General features: G+C 64.5%; 13 protein-coding genes and 1 tRNA gene. 10 read left to right on the top strand and 4 right to left on the bottom strand.

Going from position 1 to position 18,984, the window contains the following annotated elements:
* Positions 1 to 78: 78 nt before the first annotated feature.
* From AB4Z19_RS01740 to AB4Z19_RS01725, 4 genes are all read right to left on the bottom strand, one after another.
* A complete protein-coding gene (locus AB4Z19_RS01740; protein ID WP_442028052.1) occupies positions 79 to 759 on the bottom strand; it encodes a hemerythrin domain-containing protein in 681 nt (226 codons plus the stop codon).
* 107 nt (positions 760 to 866) lie between these two features.
* Entirely contained in the window at positions 867 to 3,233 is a 2,367-nt protein-coding gene (locus tag AB4Z19_RS01735) for a bifunctional acetate--CoA ligase family protein/GNAT family N-acetyltransferase (RefSeq protein WP_442028054.1), read from the bottom strand.
* Between the two features lie 12 nt (positions 3,234 to 3,245).
* Entirely contained in the window at positions 3,246 to 4,238 is a 993-nt protein-coding gene (locus tag AB4Z19_RS01730; RefSeq protein ID WP_442034041.1) for a DUF2804 domain-containing protein, read from the bottom strand.
* Positions 4,235 to 5,467: a winged helix-turn-helix domain-containing protein gene (locus tag AB4Z19_RS01725; protein ID WP_442029683.1), complete on the bottom strand. Its 1,233-nt coding sequence runs from the start codon at positions 5,465 to 5,467 to the stop codon at positions 4,235 to 4,237. The genes AB4Z19_RS01730 and AB4Z19_RS01725 overlap by 4 nt, the downstream gene beginning before the upstream one ends.
* A 130-nt stretch (positions 5,468 to 5,597) precedes the next feature.
* Between AB4Z19_RS01725 and AB4Z19_RS01720 the strand changes: the two genes are divergently transcribed.
* The 10 genes from AB4Z19_RS01720 (at position 5,598) to AB4Z19_RS01675 (ending at position 18,969) form a co-directional block, all read left to right on the top strand.
* Positions 5,598 to 8,240: a diguanylate cyclase domain-containing protein gene (locus AB4Z19_RS01720; protein ID WP_442034040.1), complete on the top strand. Its 2,643-nt coding sequence runs from the start codon at positions 5,598 to 5,600 to the stop codon at positions 8,238 to 8,240.
* 106 nt (positions 8,241 to 8,346) lie between these two features.
* Positions 8,347 to 9,663: an exonuclease SbcCD subunit D C-terminal domain-containing protein gene (locus AB4Z19_RS01715; RefSeq protein WP_442025981.1), complete on the top strand. Its 1,317-nt coding sequence runs from the start codon at positions 8,347 to 8,349 to the stop codon at positions 9,661 to 9,663.
* The gene (locus AB4Z19_RS01710) at positions 9,660 to 13,589 is read left to right on the top strand and encodes an AAA family ATPase (RefSeq protein ID WP_442034038.1); all 3,930 of its coding nucleotides are present in this window, start codon (positions 9,660 to 9,662) and stop codon (positions 13,587 to 13,589) included. Before AB4Z19_RS01715 ends, AB4Z19_RS01710 begins: the two co-directional genes overlap by 4 nt.
* 256 nt (positions 13,590 to 13,845) lie before the next feature.
* Positions 13,846 to 14,316: a putative metalloprotease CJM1_0395 family protein gene (locus AB4Z19_RS01705; RefSeq protein WP_442025983.1), complete on the top strand. Its 471-nt coding sequence runs from the start codon at positions 13,846 to 13,848 to the stop codon at positions 14,314 to 14,316.
* A gap of 30 nt (positions 14,317 to 14,346) precedes the next feature.
* Positions 14,347 to 14,556: a hypothetical protein gene (locus AB4Z19_RS01700; RefSeq protein WP_442025984.1), complete on the top strand. Its 210-nt coding sequence runs from the start codon at positions 14,347 to 14,349 to the stop codon at positions 14,554 to 14,556.
* Between the two features lie 40 nt (positions 14,557 to 14,596).
* The gene (locus tag AB4Z19_RS01695; RefSeq protein WP_442034037.1) at positions 14,597 to 15,535 is read left to right on the top strand and encodes a hypothetical protein; all 939 of its coding nucleotides are present in this window, start codon (positions 14,597 to 14,599) and stop codon (positions 15,533 to 15,535) included.
* 62 nt (positions 15,536 to 15,597) lie between these two features.
* Complete coding sequence (locus AB4Z19_RS01690; RefSeq protein WP_442028252.1) at positions 15,598 to 15,945, top strand: hypothetical protein; 348 nt, start codon at positions 15,598 to 15,600, stop codon at positions 15,943 to 15,945.
* 9 nt (positions 15,946 to 15,954) lie between these two features.
* Positions 15,955 to 17,109: a methyltransferase gene (locus tag AB4Z19_RS01685; RefSeq protein WP_442028253.1), complete on the top strand. Its 1,155-nt coding sequence runs from the start codon at positions 15,955 to 15,957 to the stop codon at positions 17,107 to 17,109.
* 50 nt (positions 17,110 to 17,159) lie between these two features.
* Positions 17,160 to 17,236 (top strand) — tRNA-Met (locus tag AB4Z19_RS01680).
* A 107-nt stretch (positions 17,237 to 17,343) separates the two neighbouring features.
* A complete protein-coding gene (locus AB4Z19_RS01675; protein ID WP_442034035.1) occupies positions 17,344 to 18,969 on the top strand; it encodes an acid phosphatase in 1,626 nt (541 codons plus the stop codon).
* Positions 18,970 to 18,984 lie beyond the last annotated feature (15 nt).

Here is an 18,984-nt window from a genome sequence, read left to right as displayed (position 1 = left end):
ACCACCATCATAGCGCAGCGCCGGCTTCTTTGTCGGGCGCCGGGGCGCGGAACGGCCGATGGCCGTCCGCTTAGCGAATCAATGATCCGCTTGTGCGCGTTCAACCGGGCGCTGGTGACGGTGGTAGCGCAGCTCCGGCGCAGGTTCAAGCTCCTCCGATTCTTCACGCACGGCTGCCAGGGCGCGGCGCGCATCGGCCAGAGCTTTCCTGTTCGTCGGAGGCAATGAAGGCTGGCCGCTTTGACCGCGGCGCGCCTCAACCATCTGCGCATCATGCGCCAGGAACTGATTGGCGATGGCAAACCAGGCCTCGCCGCTGATGGCGCTGCGTGCCAGCGCAAACAGTTCCTTCTCTTCCTTCTCCAGCCGCTGCAGCATGGCAGCGCAGAAGGCTTCGATTGCCTCGCAAACTTCGGTCACCTGCTGCTCGCTGCGCATGCCGGCGCTGTCAAGCTCCCCTTGCAGCCGGCGGATCACGCTCAGCGCATTCTGGTTCAGGCGACTCAATTCGTCGAGCAATTGGTTGGCCTGCTCGGTGGCCTCGCGCAATGCGGGAATCAGGTAGAGTTCGATCTTTCGCCAGTGGCAGGCCTGGTACAGGCGCTCCAGGGTTTCGCATGCATATTCGAGCTGGGACAGCGTAAGGCTTTGCTGGCGCAGGAAAGTCGATTGCACGTATTTCTGGAACGATAGCAGGCTGAGGCGCACGTTGGCCTGTTCTACCGACAGGGCAACCAAGGTGTAAGTGGCCGTTAACATTCTTGCTCCCAAATGACGCTGTGGCGGAACGGAAGTACAAGTGTAAATAAGCCCGACAGATCCACCCTTGATCTAGCTCAAACTTCTGCGGGTGGCGTGCTAATAATTTACGGTGCTTTCGGCTGCAATTCAAGACGAAGATCTACCATACCAGCTTCTGCCGATGCCGTCACGCGCCCGCCGTATCTACGCATAAGCTGTTGCATTCCTGCATTCTCCGCCAGCGCTTCGCCATGCAATTCACGTGTGCCGCGGCTACGGAAATAATCGATCAACTTGCGGAACAGAATGTTGCCGAGGCCTAGTCCTTTCAGATCGGAACGCACAGCGATGGCGAATTCGGCGGCCTGATTGTCCGGGTCGGCGATAGCGCGCACGACACCTAAAGTCTCGGGCTCGCCATCAGCGCCCGTACGGGTGGCGATGAAGGCCATGGCGCGGTCGTAGTCGATCTGGGTCAGGCGCGCCAGTTGGGCGGGCGGCAGCTCCTTCATTGCTGAAAAGAAGCGCAGCCGCACATCATCCCGATTCATCTGGCTGAAGAAGCGCACGTGGGCCGGTGCATCTTCGGGACGAATGGGCCGCAGCAGCAACGGCGCGCCCTGCCAGCTGATCTCCTCTTCCTGCTCCTGCGGATAGGGGCGAATGGCCATTGCCGATTCCGGCCTTTTCGGCCCCAGCGCAATGCGTGCTGAGCGCGGCGACAGGCCGTTTTCCGCCGCCACCAGCGGATTGATTTCCAGGCTGGCGATTTCGCCGATGTCGGCCACCAGTTCGGCGACCTGAATCAGCATGCGGCACACGGCGTCGCTATGCGCGGCCAGCGCGCGAAACACGCGCGTGCGTTCGAGCATCTCGCGCGCCAGCACCATGTTCAGCGGCGGCAGGCCGACGGCACGATCGTCCACCACTTTCCCGGCGCTGCCACCGAGGCCGAAGCTGATGACGGGACCGAACACGGGATCGACGGCCATTGCGATCCGTAGCTGCAGATTGCCACAATCGATGCTTGCACCTTCTTCCAGCACGACGCCATAAGCCGCCAGCACGGCACGCAAATCTTCCGGCGCCAGCTCTTTGGCGCCGCCGGCCTGTGCTGCTTCGACTGCAGCACGTGCGGCCTGCCGTTCCGGCGCGCTCGCCACCGGCGCTTGTCCCGGCACCTCATTCAGCAGCAACTGGTTGCGGTGATAGGCCACGACCTGGCTGAAGGCGCGCACCGCTTTTTCCGGCGTGTCGTAGGCAGGCAAACCCGCATCCGCAAACACCTGGCGCGCGCCTTCAACTGCGCCACCGCCCAGCCAGCAAGTGAAGACGCTACGGTTGCTGGCCTTGATGATCGGCGCCACGGCTTGCGCTACTTCCATGCTGCCGGTGGCGGACGTAGGGCCGTGCACCAGCAGGAAGCCATCGGCCTGCGGCTCCTTCAGCAAGGCTTGCAGCGCCGCGGCATGGCGTTCGGCGCTGGCTTCGCCGCCGATGTCGATGGGATTGGTCACCGCCAGACCTTCGGGCAGCACCGTCTTCAAAGCACGAGCCACCTCCGGCGACAACGGCGCCAGGCTGCCCTTGACCCAGGACAGCGCATCCGCAGCCAGCTGGCCCGGCCCCCAGCCATTGCAGATGATGCCCAGCCGCTCGCCGCGCGTCGGCCGCGCATTGGCCAGCGTCTGTACCGCGTCGAACAAGTCGGACGAGGAAAACACGCGCAGCATGCCCGCGCGGCGGATCACGGCGTCATACACGCGGTCATCGCCGCTGCGGCCCGCTTTCAGCACCACGACGGGTTTTCCGCGCGCAGCCAGCCTAGCCGCCGACAGGAATTTGCGCGCGCAGCTCACGGATTCGATATGCATAAGGATCGCGCTGGTATCGTCATCGGCTGCGAGAAAATCCAGCATATCGGCCAGGTCGATATCGCCGCCCTCGACCAGCGACACCACGCGCGAAAAGCCGATGCCGTGCAGGCGCGCCCAATCCAGCACGGCCGTCATCACGGTGGCAGATTGTGAAATAAAGGCCAGCTTGCCCGGCTTGGCGCCGACATGGGCAACGCTGGCATTCAATCCCGCTGATGGCGCTATCAGGCCGATGCCGCCCGGTCCAAGAATCCGCATCAGATAAGGCCGCGCGGCCTTCAACAGAGATTGGCGCACGTTGTCCGATACCGGCGTCAGCACCAGCGCGCCGCGCGTGCCGCGCTTGCCCAGATCCGCGATCAGACCGGGAATGCTATCCGGCGGCGTGCAGATAATGGCGAGGTCCGGCACACCGGGCAGCGCCGAGAGCTTCGCGTAGCAAGGAACGCCCAGCAGCTCGCCATACTTCGGATTGACCGGCCAGATGGCGCCCGCGAAACCGCTGTCCGCCATATTGTTCATGACCTTGGTGCCCATGCGGTCCGGCCGCTGCGAGGCGCCAAAAATGGCCACGGAAGACGGTTCGAACAGACTGTCCATATTCCTGATGCTCATGTCTGCCCTTTCTTACCAGCGCGAGTAGTGGTCCTCCGTCACGCCCGCCAGCTGCGTGACCATGCGTTTCGGTTCATTCGGGCCGCTGCGCACCCAGCCGCTGAACGTGCCGATAGGCTGAATATAGCGGCTGGCTGCTACAACCATATTACGGTTCTGCCGGCGTGCGCCTTCCGGCGTGAAGAACAGTTCGAACTGGTCGTCTTCTGTAAAGATATGCCAGCGTTCCATCGGATCGTCGGGATCATAAATGAAATGCGCGGGCGCCAGCGGCAGCACCTGTCCATCCAGCCACAGCGCGTTTTCATTCCCGCCGAAATAGCCTGCCTGCAGATTGAAGCCCATTTCCAGATTATGCCCGGAAGCCCAGCGCCACGAGGTTTCCCGCGCCAGCAGACCGTTCGAATAGTCGAAACTGGCCACGCCGCCTTCCAGCTTGTATTCATCGCGCCAGGTGCGCACTTCGCCGGTCAGCGGCATGCCGGGCGACTTCTGCGTGCCATGCAGCGCCCCACCCTGCACCGGCCCAGTAGCCAGCAGCAGCGGGCCAATCGGCGGCCCCATTTCGGCGTCGATTTCCAGGTAGGGGCAACGCAAGGTGAGGCGGAAGCGGCCGCCGTCCAGCGGTTCGATGTCGATGCGCGTGCCGCGCGCCTTGAACCAGCTGCCACCGTCCACGTTGTCCGCCACGCCGACCGAGAGACGGCCCGGCAAGCCATCCTGGGAGAAGTTGGCAACGATGTCGCCGTCGTTGCGGTCGTAGGCGTAGGCGAAACAGGTGCTGGTCCAGCCCAGGTCCACGATGGCGACCGCCGCCATCACCTGCTCGCTGACCAGCGACAGGTAATGCCATTTCTTGTGATGGAAGCGCCGCCACAAGGCGCCGCGTGCATGAGGTTTGGACAGCAGGTGCCAGTCGAAGGCCTGGGTTGCACCGGCAAAGCGGCCCAGCGCCGGCTGGCCGTCCGCGCCGACGACCCGTAGAGGAGCTGCGGAGAGCATCATTGTTCCACCGCCTGTCCATCCAGCGCCGCCTGCAGCAGCTCGGCGAAAGGAGCAGGTTCGGAGCGCGCCACCTGCACTTGCGGGCACTCGTGCCAGTTGGCCAGCCGCTGCAATGCCCCTGCTACATCGCGCGTAAAGCGGTCCGTGACCTTGACGCCCGGCTCCAGCGCAACGAACTTCACTTCAAAGATTCCGCTGCGGCGATGCGCTTTCGCGTCCAGCCGTCCGACCAGCGCGCCGCGGCGCAGGATCGGCAAAGTGAAGTAGCCGTAGCGGCGCTTTTCGGCGGGCGTGTAGCACTCCAGCCGGTAGTCGAAATTGAACAATTCCTGGGCGCGGCGGCGGTCCCACACCACCGGGTCGAACGGCGACAGGATCGTGGTCGCGGTGGCGGACAAGCTGCCGTCGGCCGCAGCCTGCGCCAGGTCGGCCAGATCCGGATGGATGTAGACCGGCTCCTTCCAGCCGTCGACGCGGGCGCGCAGCAGCGCGCCGTCATCAACCAGCGCTTCAAGATCCAGGCGCGGCGGCTTGGTGCGGTAATAGTCCGCGACCCAGGCGGACTTCGCCAGGCCGAGCGCCCGCACGGTTTTCAGCGCCAGTTCGCGGCGTGTTTCTTCCATGGCGGGCATGCGCTTGTCGTCCCAGCCCGGCAGCACGCGCTCGGCCAGATCGTAGACGCGCTGGAAGTTGTGGCGGCGCGCGATCATCAATTCGCCGGTCGTGAACAGCACTTCCAGCGAGCGCTTTTCAGGCTTCCACTCCCACCAGCCGCCGGCCTGGCCATCCTTGCGCTCGAAATCCGAGGAACGCACCGGCCCTTTTTCGCGCACGTGCGCCAGCACGGAGTCCACTTCCTGTCGTCGCTCTTTCAGCCACTTTTCGTTATACTTCCAGCCCATTGCGGACGGGTCCACCATGCGGTGACGCATCAGACGGTAATCCTCGATCGGCACGAAGCAGGCTTCGTGCGCCCAATACTCGAACAGCGCACCTTCGGCCAGATGTTCCTCCAGCCAGGGTTGGGGATAGTCGCCGAGGCGGCTCCACAACACCAGGTAAGGACTGCGGGCCACCACGTGAATGGTGTCGATCTGCAGCACGCCCATGCAGCGGATCGCTTGCAGCACGTCGGCCTTTTGGGCCTTGCGGCGGCGGGGCTGGAGCAGCCCCTGGGCAGCCAGGTGCAGGGCGCGTGCGGCGGGCAAGCTGAGAGTAAGTTCGGTCAAGTCCGGAATCCCGTAGAAAACGAACGACTATTCTAATGGCGAACTGCCCACTTTTTGTTACTTTCTGCACAGTCCCATGGCAGAATAGGCACACTGGACACCGTTCCACGCCACCTGGGGCCAAGGTCAATTGAGTAAGATTATTTCCCCTGCCCGACGCACGCTGCGCAAGCTGTATCGCGTGATACTGCTGCCGTCCTTTACCCTGGCCTTACTGGTGGGGATGTGGTTCGACCTGTTCTATCAGCTCAACCTGGAAAAAGACGGCGCCCATCACGAGGCCGTGCAGCAGAGCCAATCGCTGGCGCGCACGCTGGCCGAACACGCCAGCTACCTGTTGCGCCAGGGCGACCACGCAACCCAGCTGTTCAAACTCAAATACGAAGAAACCGAAGGCACTCTGCGCCTGGCTGAATTCACGCGCCGCGGCGGCCTGCTGGATTCCGTGATGCCGGCGCGGCTGGAGCTGCCGATTGCGCTGATCGACGCCGACGGCCAGCTGGTGGAAAGCCGCAATGGCCTGTTCCATGACAATTTTGGCAATCAAAGCTTCTTCCGCACGCTCTCCACCAGCATGGAGGACGTGGCCCTGGTCACCAATCCCATGGTCGATCCGGTCACCAAGAAATGGCAGATCCAGATTGCGCGCCGCCTGAATAACCGCGCCGGCGCCTTCGAGGGCATCATCCTGCTGATGGTCGACCCGGCGTATTTCGTGGAGGATTACGACCGCATGCAGGTCGAGCCGGGCGGGCTGGTGATGCTGGTCAGCCGCGATACCGGCCTCGCTGTCGGCCGTGTCGACGAGCGTCTTTTCATCAGCGACACCGTCGATTACGTGGCGCCCGCCGATCCCGTGCAGTCGCCCGATGAACTGGTGCTGAAGCGCCCCATTGATGGCATTGACCGCATCTACAGCTTCCGCGACATGCCGCGCTTTTCGCTGACGGCAGTTGTCGGCAACACCACCGAATTTGCGCTGGCGCGCTTCGACCGCCAGCGCCGGCTGTATCTGGGAGCGGTGATTCTTGGCTCGCTGGTAGTGCTGGGCTTTGCCGCCCTGCTCACCCAGCAGGCGCGCCGCCTGCGCTCCAGCATGCGGGCCGCCAACGAGGCGCAGGAAAAGCTGCGTGCCGCATCGGACGCCAGCCTGGACGCCTTGTTCCTGCTGCGGTCCTGCCGCAACGGCGCCATGCAGAACGAGGTCAGAGATTATGTGCTGATGGACGTGAACGAACGCGGTGCGGCCATGCTCGGCCATCCACGCAAGGAAGCCATCGGCCAGCGCATGGGAGAAATGATGCCGGAGTGGCGCAGCGCCGGTTTCTTCGACAAATGCATCTCGGTGATGGAAACGGGCCAGCATCTGGAAGAGGAATTCGAATCGGAGCTGGGCGGCCAGATGGTCTGGCTGCGCCACCAGATCGTGGCGATTGAAGACGGCGTGGCGGTCACCATCCGCAATATCACGGAACGCAAACGCGCCGAACTGGCGGTGCGCAAGAATCAGGCGGAGCTGGCCGCCGTCAACGACGCCTCGCCACTGGGCCTGATCCGCGCCGACAGCCAGGGCATGTGCACTTATGTCAATCGGACCTTTGAAGCGATCACCGGGCTGTCGCGCCAGGCGGCGCTGGGCAAAGGCTGGCTGCGAGGCGTGCACCCGAACGACCGCGACATGCTGCAATCGGCGCTGCTGCAGCTGTATCACAGCCAGCAATCCTTCCAGGAGACGCTGCGCTGCGTGCACCCGGACGGCAAGATCGTGTGGACTTCGATCAAGGTCGCGCCCATCGTCATCGATGGCAAGATCGACGGCTACGTCGGCACGCTGGACGACATCACGCTGGTGCGCAAGTCGGTGATGGCCCTGCGCGAAAGCGAATCGCGCCTGCGCACCATTGCCGACACCCTGCCAGCGATGATCGCCTACATCGACTTCGAGGAAGTCTACCGCTTCCACAACCTCGCCTACGAGCGCGAATTCAGCAAGACCGGCGTGCACGTTACCGGCAAGACGATTCACGAAGTCGTCAACGAGCAGCGCTACGCCTTCCTGCAGCCCTATATTGCACGCGCACTGTCCGGCGAGACGCTGAATTTCGAGGAAGACGACGACAGCGAAGGCGCCACACGCACTTTCGAGGTGGTCTACATTCCGCAGTTCGACGAGGACGGCATCACTGTGATCGGTTTCCACGTCATGCGCCAGGACATCACGGCGCAGAAGCGCGAGAAGCAGCGCCTGCTGCGCCTTTCGCAGGTCGACGCGCTGACGGGCCTCACCAACCGCGCGGGTTTCCTGCAAAAGCTGAACGACAGCATGGCCTACTGCCGCGACAACGATGCGCTGATGGCTGTGATGTATCTGGACGTCGACCGTTTCAAACCTGTCAACGACACCTACGGCCACGCGGTGGGCGATGCCTTGCTCAAGGCTTTCTCCGCTCGCCTGTCGCATGCCATGCGTTCCAGCGACACGGTGGCGCGCCTGGGCGGCGATGAATTCACCGTTATCATGGAGCGCATCCACAAGCCGGAAGACGCCATGGCTGCCGCCGCCAAGATCGTAACGACCATGCAGTCGCCGTTTGAGCTGGACGGCATGATTGTCAATGTGTCCACCAGTGTGGGGCTTACCTTCTATCACAGCGAAGACGTGAGCGCGGCAGAACTGCTGAAACGCGCCGACCTGCTGCTTTACGAAGCCAAGCAGGCCGGCCGCAACACCTTCCGCAGCGGGAAGCTGCTGCCCGAAGGGCGTGCCGCGTAGGGCGGACCATCGATCCACCGCAGCGTGCCGCCCACATTGGCAAAGATCAAGCCGCGCGCAATCCGGATGCGTTATATTGTGCGCTTCCTACGCGATTCGAACTCCCATGCGTCTGCTGCACACCTCCGACTGGCATCTTGGCCAGTCGCTCCACAATTTTGACCGTCACTACGAGCACCAGCGTTTCCTCGACTGGCTGCTCGATACGATCGTGGCCGAGAAGGCCGACGTCCTGCTGATTGCGGGTGATATCTTCGACAACGCCAATCCATCGGCGGCGTCGCAGAAGCAGCTGTACGGCTTCCTGCAACAGGCCCGCGCACGCGCGCCGCAGCTGGAAGTGGTCGTCATCGCAGGCAATCACGATTCGCCGGGACGGCTGGAGGCGCCAGGTCCGCTGCTGGAAGTGCACGGCACGCAGGTGATCGGCGCCGTGCAGCGCCACGCCGACGGCGCAATCGACGTATCACGCATGGTCTTGCCGCTGAAGCGCCGTAACGGTGAAATCGCCGCCTGGTGCCTGGCCGTTCCCTTTCTGCGCCCCGGCGACGTGCCGCGCATCGCCCCCCCGGCAGCGGAATCCACCGGCGATGCACCCCACACCGCCGCACTGACCGCAGGCTCCGCAGAATCCGCTGAATCCAGTCACGCCGATAATGCGCCACTGGCCGCCGATCCTTACCTCGCCGGCATCGCCGAGCTGTACCGGCTCGCGCTCTCGCACGCGCAGACGCTGCGCCAGCCGGGCCAGGCCATCGTCGCCATGGGCCACTGCCATATGGTCGACGGCCAGATGTCGCACGATTCCGAGCGCCGCATCGTCATCGGCGGCACCGAGATGCTGCCCGCGGGGATGTTCGCGCCGCCGATTGCCTATGCCGCCCTGGGCCACCTGCACCTCGCCCAGCAAGTGGGCAGCCACGCACATCTGCGCTACGCCGGCAGCCCGATTCCGCTGTCCTTTGCCGAAGTCGATTACAAGCACCAGGTACTGCGCATCGAGCTGGATGGCGAATCCGTCCGCGAGATCGCGCCAATCCACATTCCACGCGCCGTGCCGCTGCTGCGCGTTCCCGCGCGCCCTGCGCCGCTGGCGCAAGTCCTGGAAGCCCTAGCCGCGCTTGAGCTGCCGGACGCGCCAGCGGAAGCCCAGCCTTTGCTGGAAGTACGCGTGCGGCTGGACGCCCCGGAACCCGGCCTGCGCGCCCGCATCGAAGAAGCCCTGCAAGGCAAGCCGGTACGGCTGGCAAAGATTGAAACCTCCAGTGCGGCCCGCGCTACGCTGGAAGAAGCGGCCGTCTCGCTCGACCAGTTGGACCGGCTGAAGCCGGACGACATCTTCCGCCGCCTCTATCAGCAAAAATACGGCAACGAAGCGCCGCCCGACCAATTGAGCGCCTTTGCGGAGTTGATGCAGCCATGAGAATCCTGCGCATTGGCGGCAAAAATCTCGCCTCGCTGGCCGACGAATTCTCGGTCGACTTCGAAAGCCAGCCGCTGGCATCGTCCGGCCTGTTCGCCATCAGCGGCCCCACCGGCGCCGGCAAAAGCACGCTGCTGGACGCCCTGTGCCTGGCCCTTTACGACGCCACACCTCGCCTGCTGAACGCCACCGGCAAAACACCGGACGTCGGCGACCACATCTCGTCGCAAGATCCACGCACCCTGCTGCGCCGCGGCGCGGCCGAGGGTCACGCCGAAGTCGACTTCGTCGGCAACGACGGCCTGGCCTACCGTGCGCGCTGGAACGTGCGCCGCGCCCGCACACGCGCTGCCGGCGCGCTGCAGCCGACCGGCATGTCGCTGCATAAGCTGCCGGAGCTGCAACCGATTGGCGGCACCAAGACTGAGGTGAAGGCCGAGATCGAACAGCGCATCGGCCTGTCGTTCGGCCAGTTCACGCGCGCCGTCCTGCTGGCACAAAACGAGTTTGCGACCTTCCTTAAAGCGGCCGACGATGAACGCGGCACCCTGCTCGAAACGCTGACCGGCAGCGCGATCTACAGCGATATATCGATCCGTGCCCACGAACGCGCCAAACAGGAGGCCCAGGCCTTGCAGCGCCTGTTGGGACGCCTGGCCGACCAGAAGCCGCTCGATGCCGACACGCGCGCGCAAACCGAGTCGCAAAGCACGTCCGCCGAAGCCGCACTGGCCGCTGTCGACCAGCGCAAGGCCGTGCTGGAGGCGGAGCTTCGCTGGCACCAGGAAGCCGCGCGCCTCGCCACCGGCGTGCAGCAGGCGCACGAAGCGCTTGTGGCCCGCTGCGCCGGCGCGGAAGCTGCAGCACCGCGCCGCGCGCGCCTCGCAACGCTGGAAGGGGTGCAGGAAGCGCGTCCGTTGAATGACGCGATTATCCGCATCGCCGCCGAGCGCACGACAGCGCACGCCGCGATGGAGCAAGGCCAGCACGATGCCGCCCTCGCGGGAGAACGCCAGCAGCAACTGGCAGCGTCCGCCGCGCAAGCCGTTGAAACACTGGCCGTAGCCGAAGCAGCCCAGCGCGACGCCGCGCCGCAGCTCGACCAGGCCAAGGCACTGGATGTCCGCATCGACGGCATGCAAGCCAATCTGCGGCAACTGAATGCCGCGCGCGACACCGCCGCACAGGCCGATGCCGGCGCACTGGCGGCCCTGCAAGTCAAACAGTCCGTGCATGCAACGCTACAGCAGGAACAAGCCGCCGGCGATGCCTGGCTCACCGCACACGCCGGCTGGGCGCTTCTGGCGCAGGAATGGCCGCGCTGCGAGGTCCTGTTCCAGCAAGCGGGCCAGGAGGCGGCGAAAGCCGGCAAGCTGTCGCAAACCCTGGACGGCGTCGCGCAAGCAGGCGCGCGCCTGCGTACGGACGAAACGCACGCCCGCGCCGGCGCCGCCTCCGCCACCGAGCGATTGCAGTTGGCCGAGCACCAGCGCCAGCTTGCCAATGACGCGCTTTCCGGCTTCGATGCAGATGCGCTGCAAAGCGAGCGTTCCTCGCTTGAGCAGCGGCGCGAATTGCTGAGTGATGCCGAGAAGGTTTGGCTGGAACTGTCGGCGGCGCAGTCGCGCCAGCAGGCGCTGGACGCACACGCCGTCCAGCTGGAGCAGGCGCGCAGCAAGGCCGATCAGCTGGCGTCCGAAGCGCAGCGCGTCAATCTTGAACTGGTGGCCGCGTCCACGCAGGCCGAGCGCTCGCTCAAGCTTGCCGAGGTGGCGTGCGGCGAAAGCGTCGAAAAGCTGCGCGCTTCGCTGGAAGACGAGGCGCCCTGCCCGGTTTGCGGCGCGACCGACCATCCCTATCGCCACATGGACAGTGCGCTGCAATCCATGCTCGACACCTTGCGTGCGGACGTCGCGTCCACCCGCGAGCGACTGCACCGGAACACGCAGCATGAAGCCAGCCAGCTCGCAACGGTGCAGGCCAGCATCGAGCAGCTGGCCACCATCGCCAAAGAGCGCCACACGCTCGACGACACCCTCGCCCGCCTCGCCCCACGCTGGCAATCCGCCGCCGACGCATTGGCCGCGTTCGCGCCGCTGCCGAGCGTCGCCAAGGTCGCCAGTGACGACGCCAGTGCCGGCGCTGCATCCTTCGCCGCGGCGGAGCGCGGGCCGTGGCTGGCCGGGCAGTTGAGCGCTGCGCAAGCCGCACTGCGCGATCTCGAATCGCGCGAAAAGGAACATCGCCGCGTCCTGGGTCAGCGTGAGATCGCCCAGCAGGCTTGCGAACAGGCTGCGTCCGAACTTGGCAAGCAGCAGCAAAATCTGCACGCTGCCCATACCGCGCTGGCGCAGAACACTGCCCAGCGCGAGGCGCTCGAAGGCCAGCGCACCGATACCGCCCTGCACCTGGCCGCCTTGCTCGATGAGCTGGACACTGCCTTCAACCACGCCGACGCGCCGCACGAAGGCTGGCAGGATCAGTGGAAGGACGGTCCCGCGCGATTCTACGAGCAGCGCAAGGCCGAAAGCACGCAATGGCTGGCCCGGCGCGCCGCGCACGCCGAATGCGCGGCCGCCATCTCGGCCGCGGCCATCGAGCTGCAAGCCTTGCAGACGGCCCAGTCGCGCACCGCAGCGGAATTGTCCGCCACCCAAACCGCGCACGACACCGCCGCCGCTGCACTGCGCGACACGCAGTCGCAACGGCTGGCCTTGTGGCACGGCGAGCCGGTGCAGCAAGTCGAAGCACGGCTGCGCGACACTATCACAGGAGCACGCAACGCGGTCGACACGCAGCAAGCGGGCTTGCAACAAGCGGCCCAGCAGCGCGTCCGCGCTGACGAGGCACTGGCACAGGCCCGCACGCGCATCGCCACGCTGGACGAAGCGGCAGCCAGCGCCAGCGGACAGCTCAGCGCCTGGCTGGACGCGTTCAACGATAGCCAGCGCGGTGCGGCAGACGATCAAGCGGCGCTCTTCGCGAGTGGCGAGAACGCCTTTACCGGCGCGGGCGGCACGCTGACGCAGGTGGTCGACGCGCGCGACGCGACGAACATCACAAGCGGCGCGGGCTGCAAGTTGACGCTGGACGGGCTGGGTGGCCTGCTGGCAGAAAGCCAGGACACCATCCGCGCCGAGCGGGAAGCCCTGCGCGCGATCGATGACGCACAGGCCACCGCGCGTACGGTGCTCGCCGAGCGCGAGGCGCAGCGCGCGCAGCATGAACAAAGCGCAGCCCCGGGCGAACGCCGCAGCGCGGACGACGTCGCGAGCGCCGTGGCAGCCATCGCTGAAGAGCGCAAGCAGGCACACGACCAGGCAACAGCATTAAAACTCCAGCTGGCGCAGGACGATGCGCGCCGCCACGCGGCTGAATCGATGATGGAAGAAATCGGGCAGCAACAGAAAATCGAGCGCCGCTGGGCGACGCTCGATGAGCTGATCGGTTCCTCTGACGGCAAGCGTTTCCGCAACTACGCCCAGCAATTCACGCTGGACGTGCTGCTCGGCTACGCCAATGCCCACCTGGCGCACCTGGCGCCGCGCTATCAGTTGCAGCGCATCGACAATCCCGCCCAGCCTTCGCTTGGGCTGCTGGTGCGCGATCTGCATATGGGCGACGAAATGCGTTCCGTGCACTCGCTGTCGGGCGGCGAATCCTTCCTGGTATCGCTGGCACTGGCGCTGGGACTGGCGTCGTTGTCCTCCAACCGCGTGCGGGTGGAATCGCTGTTTATTGACGAAGGCTTCGGCAGCCTCGATGCGGAAACCCTGCGCGTCGCGATGGACGCGCTGGATGGTTTGCAGTCGATGGGACGGAAGGTCGGTGTGATCTCCCACGTGCAGGAGATGACGGAGCGGATCTCGACACGAATCCTGGTGCAACCCGCGGCCGGCGGCCGCAGTGTGGTGTCAGTCAGTTAGACGGTACGGAGCTTCGCCCCGCTCCTCCCTGCACATCTCCCACCCGAGCTCACGCCGGATCTGCTGCGGGTCTGGCGGCGGACGATGCTCCACGAGCCGCGTCTGCAGCCATTGGCGGACAGCTTCCTTGCTCGGTTGCTTGCTTTGATCCATGTCGTACTCCTTGCGGCTCACTGGATAAGCCTTCAACGCGGGCCTGTGGCTTCAGTTGACGTTTGCGCGGCGTCAAATTGAAACAATTTGCTATAGTGGTTTCATGAGCATTGGCGCCATTTCATCTGCCGGAAGCAATCCGCAGGCGGCCCTTCAGGCCTCCGCTTCGGTGACGCGCGACTATTCGAAAGAGGACCAGGCCAAGCTTGATGAACTCAAGGCCACCGATCTGAAGGTGCGCCAGCACGAACAGGCCCACCTTGCTGCCGCGGGCGGACTTGCGACTTCCGGCGCCAGCTACACCTACACACGTGGACCGGACGGCGTCAGCTACGCCGTAGCCGGCGAAGTCAATATCGACACCTCGCCCGGCCGCACGCCGGAGGAAACCCTGGAACGCGCCCGCACCATCCAGGCTGCCGCTCTGGCTCCGGCCGATCCGTCGGGGCCGGACCGGGCCGTGGCCGCCCGCGCGGTGCAAATGCAGCAGGAAGCGCAGTCCGAACTGGACGCCAAAGTCCGCAGCGCCTACGGGGTTAACCAAAAGCAACCGACAATCAACGTCTTTGCCTGATAAAATCGTCCTTTTGCCGCAAAAAAGATCATGCTGAAAGCTCCCCGTACCCTCACTTTCAAATGCGTAAAGTGCTCCAAAGCAGTTAAAGTTTCCATGCAAAAAGTATCAGCTTGCTCACACATTACGCCTTACTACGGTGTATGCACCTGCGGGGAAGTCAAACTGCACGCCATCGGCCAGGCAGATGCAGTAAAGTCCTACCTCGAATCCAACGGTTTGTGGACGCACCACCATTGATCTGCCTCAAGAAATTCGCAGGTCTGCCGTAACTGACGGTATGAACTCTCTTAATCCTCTGGGCACCCGCCCCTACCAGAATCTGACTCCTGCGACGTCGCAGGATGCTAAACAGACACGTACGGCTCCGGTGAAGAACGCGGACGCGGGCAGCGCTGTGTCGCTGTCGAGCCAGGGGATCGATATGCAAAAGCGGGTTGCCGACCTGGGCAATTCGACCGTGGACCTGGCGCAGAATCTGCTCGGTTCCTTCGCCCAGAACCTGTTCGGCGACCAGGCCAAAGGCGCAACGATTTCTTTCGATTCGGTGACGCTGGAATCCAGCTCGACGCTCGCTGCGGGCGTGATGCACAGCGAAGATGCGAACGGCGTCACCGACGCCGCTGCCATGAGCCTGACCGACAGCTCGCATTTCCTCGGCAAGGGCACGATCACCACGGCCGACGGCCGCAAATTCGACTTCGAAGTCGAGATCAAATATCAGGCGTCGGCACAGGCAGGCGCCGCAGCGACCAGCGTGCCTTCGCGCCGCGCCGAGATGGCCGACCAGAATCCGGCCATGCCGCTGCCGACCGTCGAGTTCCCGGACATCGACTTCCCAGGCTCGCTGGCCGACCTGTTCAAGCTGATGGAGCACAATCACGACGTCTCCATCCAGCAGAAAAAGGACAGCGGCGATGGCGCCGACGAACTGGGCAAGCTGTCCATGCGCCTGCTGAAGCTGGTCAACAGCGACAGCAAGCTGGATACCTACGCACCGGCGAACAAGGCCAAGGAAGTCGCCAACGCCTATGGCGCCACCGCGCAGAAAGCCGACGCCCCTGCCGCGGCGCCAGCCCCGGCACCAACTCCTGCACCGGCTCCAGCGGACGCAACGCCAGCGCCCGCCCCTGCCCAAGCTGCGGCGCCCGCACCGGCAGCCGAGGCGGCGCCAGCCGCAACACCGGCCGCCGGCCAGGCCCAGCCACCTTCTGCATAAAAAAAGCGGCTCCGGCCGCTTTTTTATTGTCACAAATCCGGTGGCTTGCACGTCTTAGGTGCATGAACCCTATCCTGATCTACCGCCATCCGGACTGCGAGCGCTGCGCGCAGTATGCTGCCATGCACCATCGCTTCGACTGGCTCCGGCTGGTCAGCGACACCACCGAGCCACCGCCCGGCCGGCCGCCCTTGCGCAAGGGCGAGATCGTGGTGCGCAAGAATGGCTGCCTGCTGGAAGGGCTGGACGCCGCGCGCGCCATCATGCGCGCCATCCCACTTTACTGGCTGTTCGCGCCGCTGCTGCTCATCCCGCAAGCACGGCGCAGAATCGATGCCGATGCGCGCGGAGAGCTGGGCGCCTGCGATATATCGGCTGGGCCGGGAGGCGACGCAGGCGGGTGCGTATAATGGCGCCCCATGCAAGCATCTCAAGAACAACTGATCCACTGGACCGAACAGGGCGAACCGCGCTCCGCGCGCTGGCATTCGGAAGCCGGTAATCCGCCGCCCAAGCGCGTGCAGGTCGCCGATGACACCATGAACGCCGACACGGCTTATCGTCTTGCCTGCGAAGGCACGGCGCTGCTGTGGCGTGGCGACTTCCAGAACGCGCGCCAGCTGCTGCAGGCGCTGGCCCGTCGCGCCGACCACAAACACGGCAAGGGCAAGAAGAAGGCCGCGAAAGCGCCCGCCTCGCCCACCGAAGCTTTCCACCTGCATCGCCAGGCGCAGTCACAGCGCGCGCGCACGCTGGCCATGCTGCTGATTCCTTTCGAACCTGGCTACGTCATTCCGCTGCGCCGCGCGCCGGACGTGAAGCTGGCCTGCAATGAAGCCTACGGGCGCGGCGAAGACGCCTTCGTGATTTCGCTACGCGAGCTGCAAGGCCTGATCGGCGCGCACGAATGGCGCAAGGCCGGCGTGGCGATTCCCGCGCTGGACGGTGAGCACATTCACCCGCACTACGGCGTGTTCTCGCCGGTGCGCGGCGAATACGTGCAACTGGTAGCCGATGCGCCGCTGCCGAAAAATACGCAACTGGCCTTTGATATCGGCGCGGGTACGGGCGTGCTGTCCGCCGTACTGGCCAAACGCGGCATCCCGCACATCGTGGCCACCGATATGGACCAGCGCGCGCTGAGCTGCGCCCGCGACAATATCGCCCGCCTCGGCCTGCACGACCAGGTCGAGTTGATCGAGGCCGACCTGTTCCCGGAAGGACGCGCACCGCTGGTGGTGTGCAACCCTCCCTGGGTGCCGGCGCGCCCCAGCTCATCGATCGAATACGCGGTGTACGACCCGGACAGCAAAATGCTGCGCGGCTTCCTCGCCGGACTGAAAGACCATCTGGAACCTGGCGGCGAAGGCTGGCTGGTCATGTCCGACCTGGCGGAGCATCTCGGCCTGCGCCCGCGCGAACAATTGCTGGGATGGATCGCCGCTGGCGGCTTGAAGGTGCTGGGCCGCACGGATGTGCGTCCGGTGCACCCGCGCGCTGCCGATCCGTCCGATCCGCTGCATGCCGCCCGTTCCGCTGAACTGACCTCGCTCTGGCGTTTGGGCATTGCCTGAAATCCGACCTTGCGGAAGCTGTGAGCACGGTATATAATGCTTGCCTCAGACGCGGGGTGGAGCAGTCTGGCAGCTCGTCGGGCTCATAACCCGAAGGTCACAGGTTCAAATCCTGTCCCCGCAACCAAATTCAAAAAGCCGCTGGTTTCAGCGGCTTTTTTCATTTCCAGCAACCTTGGCAGGAAGCAAGCTTGTCATATAATGGCCAGCTCACCGTATCACCAAGGACCCGCAATGAATGACCAGCCAAGCAAGCCTTCCCGGCGCCAGATTTTCCGCGCCGCAGCCGCCACCGGTATTGCCACTGCCCTGCCAAGCGCGATGGTGGAAGCCAAACCGGCGCCGAAGCACACTTCGCTGGACGCCAAGCTGAAGGCCAACGTCAAACATGTGGTGGTGATCTATCTGGAAAACCGCAGCTTCAACAATCTGTTCGCCGACTTCCCTGGCCTGGCCGCGCCGATGTCCGCACTGAAGCCGGCCGACTACCAGCAGCGCGATTACGATGGCAGCATCCTGCCTACCTTGCCGAAGATCTGGGGCGGTCTGGTGCCGACGCCGCAGGACATCGGCGGCAAGCGCTATGAAGTGAAGGAAGAGCACATCCAACATCTGCCGAACGCGCCGTTCAAGCTGAGCGATGCGGAAGGCAAGCCGCTGCCGGAATCCGTGATCACGCGCGACCTGTGGCACCTGTTCTACCAGAACCAGATGCAGATCAACGGCGGCAAGAACGACGGCTTCGTCGCCTGGGGCAATACCGGCGGCATGGTGATGGGCCACTATGGCGAAACCAGCAAGAACCTTGGCCTGTGGCAGGTGGCACGCGAATACACGCTGTGCGATAACTTCTTCATGGCGGCATTCGGCGGATCTTACCTGAACCACCAGTTCCTGATTTCGGGCCGCACACCGGAATATCCGGACGCGGCAAACAGCGTCGCGAAGAAAAAGATTTGCGCACTGTCCGATGGCCCAACCGGCACGCGTCTGGCGGTTTCGCCCGACAATCCCAAGTCCGCACTGGATGGCAAGCCGGTGTACGTCAACGACGGCGCCATCACGCCAGACGGCTTTGCGGTCAACACCATGGCCCCGCCCTATCAGCCGAGCTATATTCGTCCGGCTGCGGGCGGCGATACCACGCTGGCCGATCCGAACGATCCGGCCGTGCTGCCGCCACAGACTTACGACACCATTGGCGACCTGCTGTCGCGCAAAGGCGTGAGCTGGGCATGGTATGGCGGCGCCTTCCAGGCTGCGCTGGACGCGAAAGGCGGCGGTCCCAAGCCGAACTTCCAGTACCACCACCAGCCCTTCAATTACTTCAAACAGTTCGGCCCCGGCACATCGGCCCGCTCCGAGCACCTGCGCGATGGCGGCCTGGGAGACAGCCCGATCTCGAACAAATTCCTGGCCGATGTGGTGGCAGGCAAGCTGCCTGCGGTCACCTTCTACAAGCCGCAGGGCAACCTCAACCTGCACGCAGGCTACTCGGATGTGGAGTCCGGCGACCAGCACGTGGTCAATGTGCTGGAGCATCTGAAGAAATCTCCGCAGTGGAAAGATATGGTCGTGGTCGTTACCTTCGATGAAAACGGCGGCTGGTGGGATCACGTGGCGCCGCCGAAGGGCGACCGCTGGGGTCCGGGTTCGCGCATTCCGGCGATCATCGTGTCGCCGCATGCGAAGAAGGGCGCGGTGGACCACAGCTTCTACGACACCACGTCCATCCTGCGCTTCATCACGCGCCTGCACGACCTGCCGCTGCTACAGGGTCTGGACGTGCGCAACAAGGCCTTCGCCGAGCGCAGCGCCCTGCCACCGGGCGACCTGACAGGGGCGCTTGCCTTCCGCTAAAGCAGTTGCCTGTGT

The organism is Pseudoduganella sp. RAF19, assembly GCF_052114165.1.
GTDB lineage: Bacteria > Pseudomonadota > Gammaproteobacteria > Burkholderiales > Burkholderiaceae_D > Rugamonas.
This window is presented reverse-complemented; position numbering and strand designations above follow the sequence as displayed.